11 protein-coding genes are annotated in these 12,188 nt (G+C 58.0%); 6 read left to right on the top strand and 5 right to left on the bottom strand.

The window, feature by feature from the left end:
* Positions 1 to 14 precede the first annotated feature (14 nt).
* From GPS82_RS10985 to GPS82_RS10970, 4 genes are read right to left on the bottom strand one after another with little or no spacing between them, the layout of a single operon-like run.
* Positions 15 to 1,277, bottom strand: a complete 1,263-nt coding sequence (locus GPS82_RS10985; RefSeq protein ID WP_296494532.1) for a branched-chain amino acid ABC transporter permease — start codon at positions 1,275 to 1,277, stop codon at positions 15 to 17.
* Complete coding sequence (locus GPS82_RS10980) at positions 1,277 to 2,224, bottom strand: branched-chain amino acid ABC transporter permease (RefSeq protein WP_296494531.1); 948 nt, start codon at positions 2,222 to 2,224, stop codon at positions 1,277 to 1,279. The genes GPS82_RS10985 and GPS82_RS10980 overlap by 1 nt, the downstream gene beginning before the upstream one ends.
* 35 nt (positions 2,225 to 2,259) lie before the next feature.
* The gene (locus GPS82_RS10975) at positions 2,260 to 3,903 is read right to left on the bottom strand and encodes a 3-(methylthio)propionyl-CoA ligase (protein ID WP_296494529.1); all 1,644 of its coding nucleotides are present in this window, start codon (positions 3,901 to 3,903) and stop codon (positions 2,260 to 2,262) included.
* Between the two features lie 56 nt (positions 3,904 to 3,959).
* Positions 3,960 to 6,443: a diguanylate cyclase gene (locus tag GPS82_RS10970; RefSeq protein ID WP_296494527.1), complete on the bottom strand. Its 2,484-nt coding sequence runs from the start codon at positions 6,441 to 6,443 to the stop codon at positions 3,960 to 3,962.
* Positions 6,444 to 6,554: 111 nt separating this feature from the next.
* Here GPS82_RS10970 and GPS82_RS10965 point away from each other — a divergent pair, with 111 nt between their 5' ends.
* From GPS82_RS10965 to GPS82_RS10940, 6 genes are all read left to right on the top strand, one after another.
* A complete protein-coding gene (locus GPS82_RS10965; protein WP_296494525.1) occupies positions 6,555 to 8,039 on the top strand; it encodes a protein adenylyltransferase SelO in 1,485 nt (494 codons plus the stop codon).
* A 21-nt stretch (positions 8,040 to 8,060) separates the two neighbouring features.
* Positions 8,061 to 8,468, top strand: coding sequence for a peptide-methionine (R)-S-oxide reductase MsrB (gene msrB, locus GPS82_RS10960; protein ID WP_296494522.1), 408 nt, complete (start codon positions 8,061 to 8,063; stop codon positions 8,466 to 8,468).
* Positions 8,465 to 9,013: a septation protein A gene (locus tag GPS82_RS10955; RefSeq protein ID WP_296494519.1), complete on the top strand. Its 549-nt coding sequence runs from the start codon at positions 8,465 to 8,467 to the stop codon at positions 9,011 to 9,013. The genes msrB and GPS82_RS10955 overlap by 4 nt, the downstream gene beginning before the upstream one ends.
* On the top strand, positions 9,010 to 9,288 hold the full coding sequence (locus tag GPS82_RS10950; protein WP_296494517.1) for a BolA family protein: 279 nt from the start codon (positions 9,010 to 9,012) through the stop codon (positions 9,286 to 9,288). Before GPS82_RS10955 ends, GPS82_RS10950 begins: the two co-directional genes overlap by 4 nt.
* A 55-nt stretch (positions 9,289 to 9,343) precedes the next feature.
* The gene (locus GPS82_RS10945; protein ID WP_296494514.1) at positions 9,344 to 10,129 is read left to right on the top strand and encodes a peptidylprolyl isomerase; all 786 of its coding nucleotides are present in this window, start codon (positions 9,344 to 9,346) and stop codon (positions 10,127 to 10,129) included.
* Positions 10,130 to 10,442: 313 nt separating this feature from the next.
* Positions 10,443 to 10,892, top strand: a complete 450-nt coding sequence (locus tag GPS82_RS10940) for a GIY-YIG nuclease family protein (protein WP_296494512.1) — start codon at positions 10,443 to 10,445, stop codon at positions 10,890 to 10,892.
* Between the two features lie 157 nt (positions 10,893 to 11,049).
* Here the strand turns inward: GPS82_RS10940 and GPS82_RS10935 are convergent, their stop codons facing one another.
* Complete coding sequence (locus GPS82_RS10935; RefSeq protein ID WP_296494510.1) at positions 11,050 to 12,021, bottom strand: IS5 family transposase; 972 nt, start codon at positions 12,019 to 12,021, stop codon at positions 11,050 to 11,052.
* Between the last annotated feature and the right edge of the window lie 167 nt (positions 12,022 to 12,188).

Below are 12,188 nucleotides of genomic sequence, written 5' to 3'. Positions count from 1 at the left end.
TGGCGAGGCTGGCCTCATGCCGGATCCTGGTGTTTGATTTTTTGCACATTTTCCAGTTGCTCCTGCTGAATTTCTACCAGGATCGGCACAAACCGGCGGCGGCGCCACTCAAACCAGCCCAGGCCGGCCAGCGTGACAACGCTGGCACCCGCCCAACTGCCTAACCCGTGGGTGTCCAAGGTGACCCCCAGGAAACGCAGTTTGGGCCCAAGCGCCGCGCTTTGCGGCAGGTGGTAAATCATCTCCAGCAGCACAGCAGCGCCCGCCAGGGCCAGCACACCAGCACCAACCAGAAGCAGGTAGCCCGGCCACAATCGGCGCCAGTGGCCAGACCGAAGCAGCCGCAGGTGCAGCATGACAAGCGAGGCCACGCCGCCCGGCGCAAGCATCACCATGACAATAAAGACCAGTCCCAGATACAGCAGCCAGGCCTGGGTGAACTGGGACAGCAGCACAAATGCCAGCACCATCAAAATGGCGCCAATAATGGGGCCAAAAAAGAAAGTGGTGCCACCCAGAAAGGTGAACAAAAGGTAGGCACCTGAACGGTAGCCGCTGACCACCTCGGAAGTGACAATCTCAAAATTAAGCGCCGCCAGACCACCCGAGATTCCGGCAAAGAACGCGGCGATGGCAAACGCCAGGTAACGCACCATCTGCGGGTTGTAGCCCACGAAGGCGACGCGCTCAGGGTTGTCGCGCACAGCGTTCAGCATGCGCCCGAGCGGGGTGCGGGTGAAGGCATACATCAGCGCGGTGCAGACAAAGGTGTAAAGGGCAATCAGGTAATACAGTTCGATTTGCGGCCCAAAGGTGATGCCCAGAACGGGGTTGCCGGCCACCCGGTTGCCCGACACGCCGGCCTCGCCGCCAAAAAACCCGGGGAACATCAGCGCCATGGCCCACACCAGTTCCCCCATGCCAAGCGTGATCATGGCAAACGGCGTGGCGGCTTTTTTGGTGGTCACCCAGCCCAGCACGCCGGCCAACAGCAGGCTGGCAAAACCGCCTGCCAGCGGAATCAGGCTCACCGGCAGGGTCACTCCGCCCGTGACCAGGTTCAGGGTATGAATGGCCAAAAACGCACCCATGCCCGAGTACACCGCATGGCCAAAGCTCAGCATGCCGCCCTGCCCCAGCAGCATGTTGTAACTCAGGCAGACAATGATGGCGATGCCCATCTGGCTCAACAGTGCCTGGCCCAGGTTGCTGCTGAAAACCAGTGGCGCCAACGCCAGCAACAGCGCGTAAAAGATCCACACCAGGTTGCGTCGCATCAGTCGCCCCGCGCGCCCAGCAAACCCCTGGGCCGGAAAATCAGTATCAGCACCAGCAGCAAATAGGGCAGGATCGGCGCCAGCTGGCTGATTTTGAGCTGCCACAGCGCATAACCCGGTGTGTGCTCGGTCAGCAGCACACCGTTGCCCTGCAGCAGCGACAGCACCGACACATCCAGACCCACGGCAAAGGTCTGCATCAGGCCAATCAGCAGCGATGCCAGAAAGGCGCCGCCCAGCGAACCGATGCCACCCACCACCACCACCACAAAAATGATGCCGCCCACGGCCATGGCCATGCCGGGCTCGGTGACAAAGGCATTGCCGCCCAGCACGCCTGCCAGACCGGCCAGCGCGCAACCACCCCCAAACACCCACATGAACACACGCGGCACGTTGTGCCCCAGCGCCTCGACCATCCCGGGGTGCGTCAACGCGGCTTGGATCACCAGCCCGACGCGGCTGCGTTTCAGCAACAACCACAAGGCGGCCAGCATCAGCAGGGCCACGCCCATCATGAAGGCGCGGTAGAGCGGGAACTGGGTGCCAAATAGCGTCAGCAGCGGGCCGTCCAGTGCCACGGGCACGCGGTAATCCACTGAACTGCGGCCCCAAACCAGCTGAACCAGCTCCAGAATGAGGTAACTCATGCCAAAGGTGATCAGCAACTCGGGCACATGACCAAACCTGTGCACCCGGCGCAGCGCAAAGCGCTCGAACAGGGCACCCAAAGCACCCACAATCAGGGGCGCCAGCACCAGTGCCGGCCAAAAGCCCAGCCACTCGGTCACTTGATAGCCAAAGTAGGCGCCCAGCATGTAAAACGAGGCGTGGGCGAAATTGAGCACGCCCATCATGCTGAAGATCAGCGTCAAACCCGAGCTCAGCATGAACAGCAGCAGCCCGTAGCTGAGGCCGTTGAGCAGAGAGAGCGTGAAGAATGCCATGCAGAATCCGGGGCTCGCAACGAATGCGAGTTTTGTCAGCGCAAATCGGGCAACTGGTAGTCCTTGAGCACCTCGCGCAGCTTGCTTTTTTGCATCTTGCCGGTGGCACCCAGAGGAATGGTGTCAAGAAACACCACGTCATCGGGAATTTGCCACCTGGCCGCCCTGCCCTCGTAAAAAGCCAGCACTTCTTCACGCGTGACCTCGGTGCCCGGCTTCTTCACCACCACCACAATCGGGCGCTCGTCCCACTTGGGGTGCGCCATGCCGATGCAGGCAGCCATGGCAATGGCCGGGTGCGCCACGGCAATGTTTTCGATGTCAATGGAGCTGATCCACTCGCCGCCCGACTTGATCACGTCCTTGCTGCGGTCGGTGATCTGCATGTAGCCATCGGCGTCGATGGTGGCCACGTCGCCGGTGGGGAACCAGCCGTCAATGAGCGGACGCACCGGAGCGGCATCGCCCACCCCTTGAAAGTACTCGCGCAGCACCCACGGGCCCTTGACCAGCAGGTCGCCAAAGGTCTTGCCGTCCCACGGCAATTCACGGCCCCCGGCATCGACAATTTTCATGTCAACCCCGAAAATCGCACGGCCCTGTTTCAGGCGCACCTTCATCTTGTCCTCATCAGACATCGTGAGGTGCTTGTTCTTGAGCGTGCACACCGTGCCCAACGGGCTCATCTCGGTCATGCCCCAGGCGTGCAGCACTTCAATGCCATATTTGTCGTTAAAGGCGGTGATCATGGCCGGCGGGCAGGCCGAGCCACCAATGACCGTGCGTTTGAGGGTGGAAAACCTGAGCCCGTTGGGCTCCATGTGACCCAGCAGCATTTGCCAGATGGTGGGCACGCCGGCGGCAAAGGTGACCCGCTCCTGTTCGATCAACTCGTAGATCGACTTGCCGTCCATGCCCGGCCCGGGAAACACCAGCTTGGCACCTGTGAGCGCAGCAGAATACGGAATACCCCAGGCGTTGACGTGAAACATCGGCACCACCGGCAGGATGGCATCTCGCGCCGATATGCCCATCACATCGGGCAGCGCCGCCGCATACGCGTGCAGCACGGTTGAGCGGTGGCTGTACAAGGCAGCCTTCGGGTTGCCCGTGGTGCCGCTGGTGTAGCACATCGAGGATGCGGTGTTTTCGTCCAGATCGGGCCAACTATAGGCGCCGGACTGGGCCGCCAGCAGGGCCTCGTAGCTCAGCAAATTGGCAATGCCGGAATCAAGCGGCAGCTGGTCGGCATCGCACAGCGCAACCCAGCATTTCACGCCGGGGCATTTGCCATGAATGGCCTTGACAATGGGTAAAAACGTCAAGTCAAAGCAGACCATCTGGTCCTGCGCGTGGCCCATCACCCAGGCGATCTGCTCCGGGTGCATGCGCGGGTTGATGGTGTGCAGCACCCGCCCGGAGCCGCTCACGCCAAAGTACATCTCCAGGTGGCGGTAACCGTTCCAGGCGATGGAGGCCACGCGTTCGCCCTGCTTCACGTCAAAGGCATCCATCACACCCGCCAGTTGGCGCGAGCGCTGCGCCGCTTCCTTGTAGCTGTAGCGGTGGAGGTCGCCTTCAACCCGGCGCGACACGATCTGGCCCTCGCCATGATGGCGCGCGGCAAATTCGATCAATGACGAAATCGACAACTGTTGGCTCTGCATTAATCCCAGCATGGGTGTCTCCATCTTGAGTTCTTAAAAATGGCATCGTACTGCCAAAAATGCCTTGATCAAGACCGGGCAAACAAGGCAAAAAAATCACGATCCGCATGCAGCATGTGGCCTGCCACCAGCTCAGTCACCAGGAATTTGGTCAAGGCAGCCTCGGCACCGGGTTTCTCAGGCGCTTGCTGAAACTGCCGGTGCAGTGTCGTGGCCCGTGTCAGCAGCAGCTGATGCTGCTGCGCATGTTGCGCCAAATCAACATACCCCAAATCGCGCAAGATGGCTTCTTCGTGTTCAAAATGCGTCACTATGTGGTCAACCAGCGCTTCATAGGCAGTCTCAAAAGCCTGCGGTTGCTGGTGCCGCAAAGCTGCCTTGTCGAGCAAGTTGTTGGCCAGCAGGAACAGGTTTTCATGTTGCCGGTCAATTACCGCATGGCCGCTGTTGAATGCAGCCTTCCAGCGCAGGTGGACGTAAGACCTTAGAGCCTCGGCACCCGTTCCGGGGCCGGACTGCGCTGCTGCCGGCAAACACAGGAAGACGGCATTTCGGCTACTTTTCTTGGCCTGGTACATGGCCTCGTCACCCAGGCGCAGCATATCTTTCTCGGTGTTGCCGTGGTCCGGGTACAAGGCCACGCCAATGCTCGATGAAATGCTCAATACGATGCCCTGCTCTGTCACAAACTCCTGTGCCAGCGCCTGACAGATTTTCTCGGCCACAGCCACGGCGGTCTCACTGCTTTGCTGATCGGGCAGCAAGACCACAAACTCGTCCCCGCCCATGCGCGCGGCGGTATCAGACGCGCGCAGACAACCCAGAATGCGCTGGGCCACGGCCTGCAGCAACCAGTCACCCACCTCGTGCCCAAGTTCGTCATTGATCGGCTTGAACTTGTCAAGGTCAACATACAGCAGCGCCAGACTGGCTTTGTCGCGGCGCGCGCGCGCCAATTGCTGCGACAGCCGCTCCAGTGCCAGGCGGCGATTGGGCAAACGGGTGAGCGGATCATAGAAGGCCAGCTCGCGCACCTGATTTTCCATTTGAATGCGCGAGGTGATGTCGTCCAGCGACACCACAGCGCCCTGCCGCGCCGCGCCCGACAATGGCGTGACGCTCATGCTGTACCAACACTTCTGCGACGGTGAATGGCGGGCGTACTCCAGATAAAAGCGCGGCAGCTGACCATTCAGAACAGCCCGAATGCCGTCCTGCGCCGTCATGCCCTCGCCAGGCACCTGGGCAGCCTCAATGCCTGCGCAAGCCTGCAGAAAATTGGTCCCGACCTCCGAGCCCGGATCATTCTGCCCGGCGACCCTGGCGCGCCCCGCCTCCTGGCGCTGCCAGACTTCATTCACTTCCAGAATCACGCCCTCGTGGCTGAGCACGGCGATTTCCGCAGTTACTGAATTCAGCACTGCCTGAAGGAACAACTTCTTTTGCAGCAGCGCATGCTGCTGCTGCGCCAAGGTGTCAAGCAATCTGTTGAAGCCTCCCACCAGTTGGCCCACCTCGTCATCCAACACCACCGGCAAAGCTTGGGGCGCCTGGTTTTGGCGCACAAAGCCGTCCAGTGTTGTGACAGCCGCCGTCATGGGGGCCAACTGGCGGCGCAGCATCAGCCAGATCAGGCTCACGCAAATCAGTGCCAGCACCAGTGCGGCCAGTCTTGCGCGCAGCTTGACGTTATCAATCAGGGCAAAAGTTTCCGCAGGCGTGAGCGTGACAGACGCATACCAACGCGCCAGCGGGATTTGTTGAACACTGACCAGCACATCCTCACCTGTCGGACCAGCGACCTGAGTCGTGCCCTCAAAGCCCTGCACAAAACGGTCAATTGACGGACTCACACCAGAAACCGGCAAAACCTCAAACAAGCGCATGGCGTCCGACGTGGCAAAAATCAGTCTCTGGCTTGCGTCCACCAAAAAAAAATTGCCTGTCTTTCCGTAAGTGTGGGATGTCAACTGGCTTAGAAAATTGGCTTGATCCAGCCGAATCACTCCCCCTAGTGCCCCGACCACAACGCCCTGCGGATCACGAATGGGCACCGCCATGGCAAACCTTGGCTTTTTACCGTTGTCAACGGTGTGAATGCGTCCAATAACGGGCTGGCCGCCCTGAAGCACTCCGGCGAGCGCTTGCGCGTCAAGCGCCCCGGCCATCGAGCCGTCTGACACATACGGCGCTTCGGTTTGCAGCGCGCCCTGCTGATCCCAAACCATCACACCGGCATTGAACTGTCTGGCCAAAAACGGCTGGTCAAGCAAAAAGGCGGTGGCCGATGCCGGGTCTTCCAGCAGTTTTGGCGTCAGCCTTGACGCCGTCGCATCCAGAGTATCCAGCCGGTCTTGCAAACCATAATTGACCTCAGCAGCGAACAAGCTCAGGGCTGAACGCTGTTGCTGGCCGGTGTAAAGCAGCAATTCTTCACGCAACAAGCTTTTGCTGTAAAAAGCCAACACCAAAAAGCTGACCACCACAATGGCCAGCGTCATCAGCGTGACGCGGGTTTTGAGCGACTGCGGCAAGAAACGATGTGGCAACATTGGTTGTGGAGGTTCCGGCCGACAATGGCAAAGTTTCAGGATGTTACGGGATAAATGCACCGGATGCCCCTGCAAACATTGGGTTTGAGTGCCGCAAGACACAATTCGCCCATGAATTCATTGAGCCAGCCTTTCCAAATCAGCCACACTGGCCTGGTCTGGAACAACCACTTCCACCGCCTGGGTGCCGATTTTTTTACCGCGCTGGCCCCGCAGGCCCTGCCAGCGCCCTACTGGGTAGGCCGCTCGGAGGCTGTTGCTGAGCTGCTGGGCTTGGCGCCTGGCCAACTGGCTGGCGATGCACTGCTGGAGGCGCTGGCAGGCAACCAGCCCATCAGCGGTACCCAACCACTGGCCAGCGTCTACAGCGGCCACCAGTTTGGCCAATGGGCCGGACAGCTCGGCGACGGCCGCGCCTGTCTGCTGGGCGAGGCCAATGGTCTTGAGGTTCAACTCAAGGGCTCCGGCCTCACACCCTACTCGCGCATGGGAGATGGCCGAGCCGTGTTGCGCAGCAGCATTCGCGAGTTTTTGTGCAGTGAAGCCATGCACGCTTTGGGCATTCCGACCACCCGCGCCCTGTGCGTGGTGGGCTCAGACGAAGAAGTGGCGCGCGAATCGCTGGAAACCGCAGCCGTGGTGACACGCGTGGCCCCCAGCTTTATCCGTTTTGGCCATTTTGAACACTTTGCCGCGCGCAACCAGTTGCCACAACTCAAAACGTTGGCCGACTATGTGCTGGCGCGTTATTACCCTGACTGCCAGACCGCAGCCACGCTTGGCGCCAACCCCTATGCCAATTTGCTGCTGCAGGTGACCGAGCGCACCGCGGTGATGGTGGCGCACTGGCAGGCGGTGGGCTTTTGCCACGGGGTCATGAACACCGACAACATGAGCATTTTGGGCCTGACCATCGACTACGGGCCGTTTCAGTTTCTCGATGCCTATGACCCGGGCCATATCTGCAACCACACCGACCGCGGTGGCCGCTATGCTTTTGGCCGCCAGCCCGACATCGCCCACTGGAACCTGTATGCGCTGGCGCAGGCGCTGATGCCCTTGATCGAAGACCAGGCCCTGGCCCTGCGGGCGCTGGACAGCTTCAAACCGGTGTTCGAGCGCAGCTGGCTGCAATTGATGCGCGCCAAACTGGGTTTGCCTGAGGAGAACGAAGACGCTGATGACCGAACTCTGCTCCACGACCTGCTGGCCTTGCTGGCGCAAGACCGGGTTGACTACAGCCTGTTCTGGCGCCGTCTGAGCCAGGCCGTTGCCAGCCAGCAGTTTGCGCCGGTGCGCGACCTGTTTCTTGACGTTGCCGCCTGGGATGTGTGGCAGTTGCGCTATGGCGCGCGCCTCGCTGGTGTTGATCCGCAACAGGCGGCGGCATTGATGCTCAAAACCAACCCCAAGTACGTGCTGCGCAACTACCTCGGCGAGCTGGCCATCAAGGCCGCCAAAGGCAAGGATTTCTTGATGGTCGCCAATTTGCTGAACTTGCTGGAGCAGCCGTTTGACGAACACCCCGCGTTCGAATCCTATGCCGGCCTGCCGCCCGACTGGGCCAGCCATATAGAGATCAGTTGCAGTTCATAGCCCTTTGAAAGACGCAAAACCATGACCTTCCCCGTTCAAAAAACAGACGCCGAGTGGAAAGCCATTTTGCAAGCCAAAGGCGCCGAAGCCGTGGCCTACCAAGTCACGCGCCATGCCGCCACCGAGCGACCCTTCAGCGGCAAGTACGAGGCTCTTCAGGCCGACGGCAGCTACCACTGCATCTGTTGTGATGCCAAGCTGTTTGACGCCAGCACCAAGTTCAACGCGCACTGCGGCTGGCCGAGTTTTTCGCTGGCCATCCCGGATGCCATCACCGAGATCACCGACAACAGCCTGGGCATGAAACGGGTGGAAACGGTGTGCGCCCAGTGCGGCGCCCACCTGGGCCACGTTTTTGACGACGGCCCGGCCCCCACCGGCCTGCGCTACTGCATGAACTCGGCTTCGTTAAACTTCACCCCTACATGAAAATACTGATCGACTTTTTTCCCATCCTGCTGTTCTTCGGTGCGTACAAGATGTACGACATCTACATCGGCACCGGCGTGCTGATGGTGGCGACCGTGCTGCAAATGGCCCTGATCTACGGCATTGACCGCAAATTGCAGGCCATGCACAAGATCACACTGGCGCTGATCCTGGTTTTTGGCACGCTCACTCTGGTGCTTCACGATGACCGCTTCATCAAGTGGAAACCCACCGTGCTCTATGCCGCCATGGCAATTGCGCTGGCGGTGGCGGTCTGGATTTACAAAAAGAATTTTCTCAAACTGCTGCTGGGCAGCCAACTCACGCTGCCCGAGCCGGTATGGATGCGCCTGAACATCATGTGGATCGCCTACAGCGCCTTCATGGCGATTCTCAACGCCTATGTCGCCGCCTACTACAGCACTGAAGCCTGGGTCAACTTCAAGCTTTGGGGCTACGCCTTCCCGCTGGTCTTTATTGTTGGCCAGGGTTTTTATATTTCCCGCTATCTGGCGGACGACGACACCAAAAAATCAACCCCATGAGTTTTGCCCCCACCGCACATCAGTTGCAGGAGCGCCTGCAGGAAAAACTTGACCCCCTGGCGCTCGAGGTGATCGACGAAAGCCACCAACACCGTGGCCATGCCGGTGCCAACGACACCGGATTTGGCACCCATTTCAGGGTGCGCATCACGGCGCAGGTATTTGCCGGCAAGTCTGCCGTGGCAAGGCATCGACTTGTGTATGATGCGCTCCAAGATTTCATGGACCAAGGCTTGCACGCGCTCGCCATTGAAGCCAAAACACCCCAGTCCTGAGGACTGGCGGCGGAAACCTCAGCCTTTTCTATTTATTTAATCTCAGGAAACTTGAATGAAACACCAACTGGTATCCAGCCTCGCCATTGCTGCCCTTTTAGGCAGCTTGTCATTTTCGGCACTGGCTCAAAATGTGGCCATCGTCAATGGCAAGGCCGTCCCCCTGACGCGCGTCGAGGCACTGAAGCAGCAGGTCGAGCGGTCTGGCCGCCCGGTGACACCAGAAATGCAACAGCAAATCAAGGACGAAGTGATCACCCGCGAAATCTTCATGCAGGAAGCCCAAAAGATGGGTCTGGACACTTCGGTTGACTTCAGGAACCAGATGGAACTGGCACGCCAGACCATCCTGATCCGCGAACTGTTTGCCAACTACCAAAAAACCAACCCGGTGACCGATGCCGACATCCAGGCCGAGTACGACAAGTTCAAGGCCGCCAACGGTGGCAAAGAGTACCGCGCCAGCCACATCCTGGTTGAAAAAGAGGCAGAAGCCAAGGCCATCATTGCCCAGCTCAAAAAGGGTGGCAAGTTTGAAGAAATTGCCAAAAAATCAAGCAAAGACCCGGGTTCTGGCGCCAAGGGTGGCGACCTCGATTGGGCGCCTGCCGGCAATTATGTGGCCGAATTTGCCACAGCATTGACCGCAATGACCAAGGGCCAGTTGACTGAGACCCCGGTCAAGTCCCAGTTTGGCTACCACATCATTCGCCTGGACGACGTGCGCGATGCCCAGTTGCCCGCGCTCGAAGATGTCAAGCCTCAGGTGGCGCAGCAATTGCAGCAGCAAAAGCTGACCCAGTACCAGGAAGACCTGCGCAAAAAGGCCAAGATTGAATAAAGTGGTGGTCTGATCACCCATTGAAAGCCGGACTTGCTCCAAGCTCCTCTAAAAACTTGTTGAAAAACTCCAAGGGCTAAACCCTAACCCTTTCAGCCCATCTCCAATCTCCCCCTTCAACCAGGCTAACCCCTAACCCTACCGATCTACCCCCACTCCACACTCACCCTTAAAAATCTAGCCTACTTGAGAAATCAGGTGGGCTTTTTTATTGAACTTTTCTGTGGAACAGTGGCGCATTTTTAGGAATAAGAGACATTTTATTTTATTTATCATAGAATTAAGGCATTGCAACAAATTCTAGGAAAGCCCTATGAATGGCCACATTTACATTCTTGTTGATGGATTGAGTACAAAGATTGGCATTACTGAACAAAGTTTGGAAAAACGGCTTGCTTCTTATAAGACACACAATCCAAATTATTATTTCTACAAGTCTTATGAATGTCCCATAGATGAAGCAAAAAGAATTGAAGGGTTAATCAAAGGTTTTTTCAAAAGTAAAATTGTTGGAACTGGTAGAGAATGGTTTAGTGTTCAGCCAGAAGAAATAAATCGTATTGTGTCTTCCCTCCTGGAAGTGCCAACTAATGAAAACCTAACTCCTGCTATGCATGGTGTAAGAATTTCACCAGAAGTGCATAAGCAAAGAGAAGAAGTGTTAAAGGCTCTTATAAAGAGTGAAGGCTTGAATGATGACGAAACCTATAAACAAAAAGATAGGATGGCCGAACTATTTGCTAGGGACAGTCTGAATAACTAGGGACAGTCTGAATAACTAAAAAATGATGTGGTACCGCGCTCATTTCCGCTGCCAGCCTGGTCACGAACGCCAGCCTGGGTCATTTGACCCCCGCTTCTCGGGGCTTTCTGGGCCTTTTGAACCCCCTTCTGGCCTTGCTGGCCCACTTTGGGCGCACTCATGCCTGCGCTCCCATCAAATTATGCCGAGCCATCCACAAATTGGACAACGCAAACAAGGTGGCGATCTGCGCCGCATTCTTCTTGAGTCCCCGGTAGCGGGTCTTCATGTAGCCAAACTGGCGCTTGATCACCCGAAACGGATGCTCCACCTTGGCGCGAATACCGGCCTTGAACTTCTCGGCCTTGTCCAACAGTTCGCCCATCTCGCCGGCTTGCTTGAGGGCTTTGCGTTTGCCTGGGCGCATGGCCACATACCAAGTCACCGCAGGATCAGCACCTGGTCGCTTCTCGACACCCTGATACCCGGCATCGGCCCATACGGACTTTTCATGACCGTGCAGCAGCCGGTGCGCCTGGGTGATGTCGTGCTCATTGCCGCTGGTGCAGCGTACCGTGTGCACCAGGCCGGAATCCGCATCGACTCCGATATGCGCCTTCATGCCAAAGTACCACTGGTTACCCTTCTGACTGGAATGCATCTCGGGGTCACGGGCCTTGTCCTTGTTTTTGGTCGAACTCGGTGCAGCGATCAGGGTGGCATCAACGGCGCTGCCCTCTTTGAGCATCAGGCCGCGCTCAAGCAGAATGGTATTGATCTCAGCCAGCATCTGGGTAGCCAGGCCGTGCTTCTCCAGCCGGTGACGGAACCGCAGGATGGTGGTCTCATCTGGAAGACGGACGTTGTCAGCCAGACCGACAAACTCACGGTACAACGGTGTGTCGAAGAAGGCTTCTTCCATGGCCGGGTCGGACAGGTTGAACCATTGCTGCAGAAAGTGGGTGCGCAGCATCGTCTCAAGTTCAAAAGGGGGACGCCCGGTGCGACCTGCCGGGTAGTGCGGCGCGATCAGGTCAACCAAACGCGACCAAGGAACGACGCGGTCCATTTGCTCCAGAAAGGTCGCTTTGCGGGTCTTGCGCACAGACAAGGAAAGACCAAGAGAAGCCTGAGGATTGCTAGATTTCATGCTACGTATTTTAAATCAGTCGAGTCATATTCAGCAGGGGCTCTGGCATGTTTTCTTTAACAAAAACTGGGGGACTTTTGCAGAGTTTCCTTAAATTTAAAGTCCTTAGCGCACCAGGCGGCGCAGCAAGAAAGACTGCAAATCGCGGCGTGAATCGACAACGAGGT

Source organism: Rhodoferax sp., assembly GCF_011391645.1.
Classification (GTDB): Bacteria; Pseudomonadota; Gammaproteobacteria; order Burkholderiales; family Burkholderiaceae_C; genus Rhodoferax.
The sequence above is the reverse complement of the archived record's forward strand: the minus strand, read 5'-3'. Positions and strand labels throughout refer to the sequence as shown.

Bases quoted from the DNA above. Each gene is read 5' to 3' on its own strand.
- GPS82_RS10980 (WP_296494531.1), bottom strand. From the start codon at position 2,224: ATGGCATTCTTCACGCTCTCTCTGCTCAACGGCCTCAGCTACGGGCTG.
- GPS82_RS10950 (WP_296494517.1), top strand. From the start codon at position 9,010: ATGAGTTTTGCCCCCACCGCACATCAGTTGCAGGAGCGCCTGCAGGAA.
- msrB (WP_296494522.1), top strand. From the start codon at position 8,061: ATGACCTTCCCCGTTCAAAAAACAGACGCCGAGTGGAAAGCCATTTTG.
- GPS82_RS10940 (WP_296494512.1), top strand. From the start codon at position 10,443: ATGAATGGCCACATTTACATTCTTGTTGATGGATTGAGTACAAAGATT.
- GPS82_RS10945 (WP_296494514.1), top strand. From the start codon at position 9,344: ATGAAACACCAACTGGTATCCAGCCTCGCCATTGCTGCCCTTTTAGGC.
- GPS82_RS10965 (WP_296494525.1), top strand. From the start codon at position 6,555: ATGAATTCATTGAGCCAGCCTTTCCAAATCAGCCACACTGGCCTGGTC.
- GPS82_RS10970 (WP_296494527.1), bottom strand. From the start codon at position 6,443: ATGTTGCCACATCGTTTCTTGCCGCAGTCGCTCAAAACCCGCGTCACG.
- GPS82_RS10935 (WP_296494510.1), bottom strand. From the start codon at position 12,021: ATGAAATCTAGCAATCCTCAGGCTTCTCTTGGTCTTTCCTTGTCTGTG.
- GPS82_RS10975 (WP_296494529.1), bottom strand. From the start codon at position 3,903: ATGCTGGGATTAATGCAGAGCCAACAGTTGTCGATTTCGTCATTGATC.
- GPS82_RS10955 (WP_296494519.1), top strand. From the start codon at position 8,465: ATGAAAATACTGATCGACTTTTTTCCCATCCTGCTGTTCTTCGGTGCG.
- GPS82_RS10985 (WP_296494532.1), bottom strand. From the start codon at position 1,277: ATGCGACGCAACCTGGTGTGGATCTTTTACGCGCTGTTGCTGGCGTTG.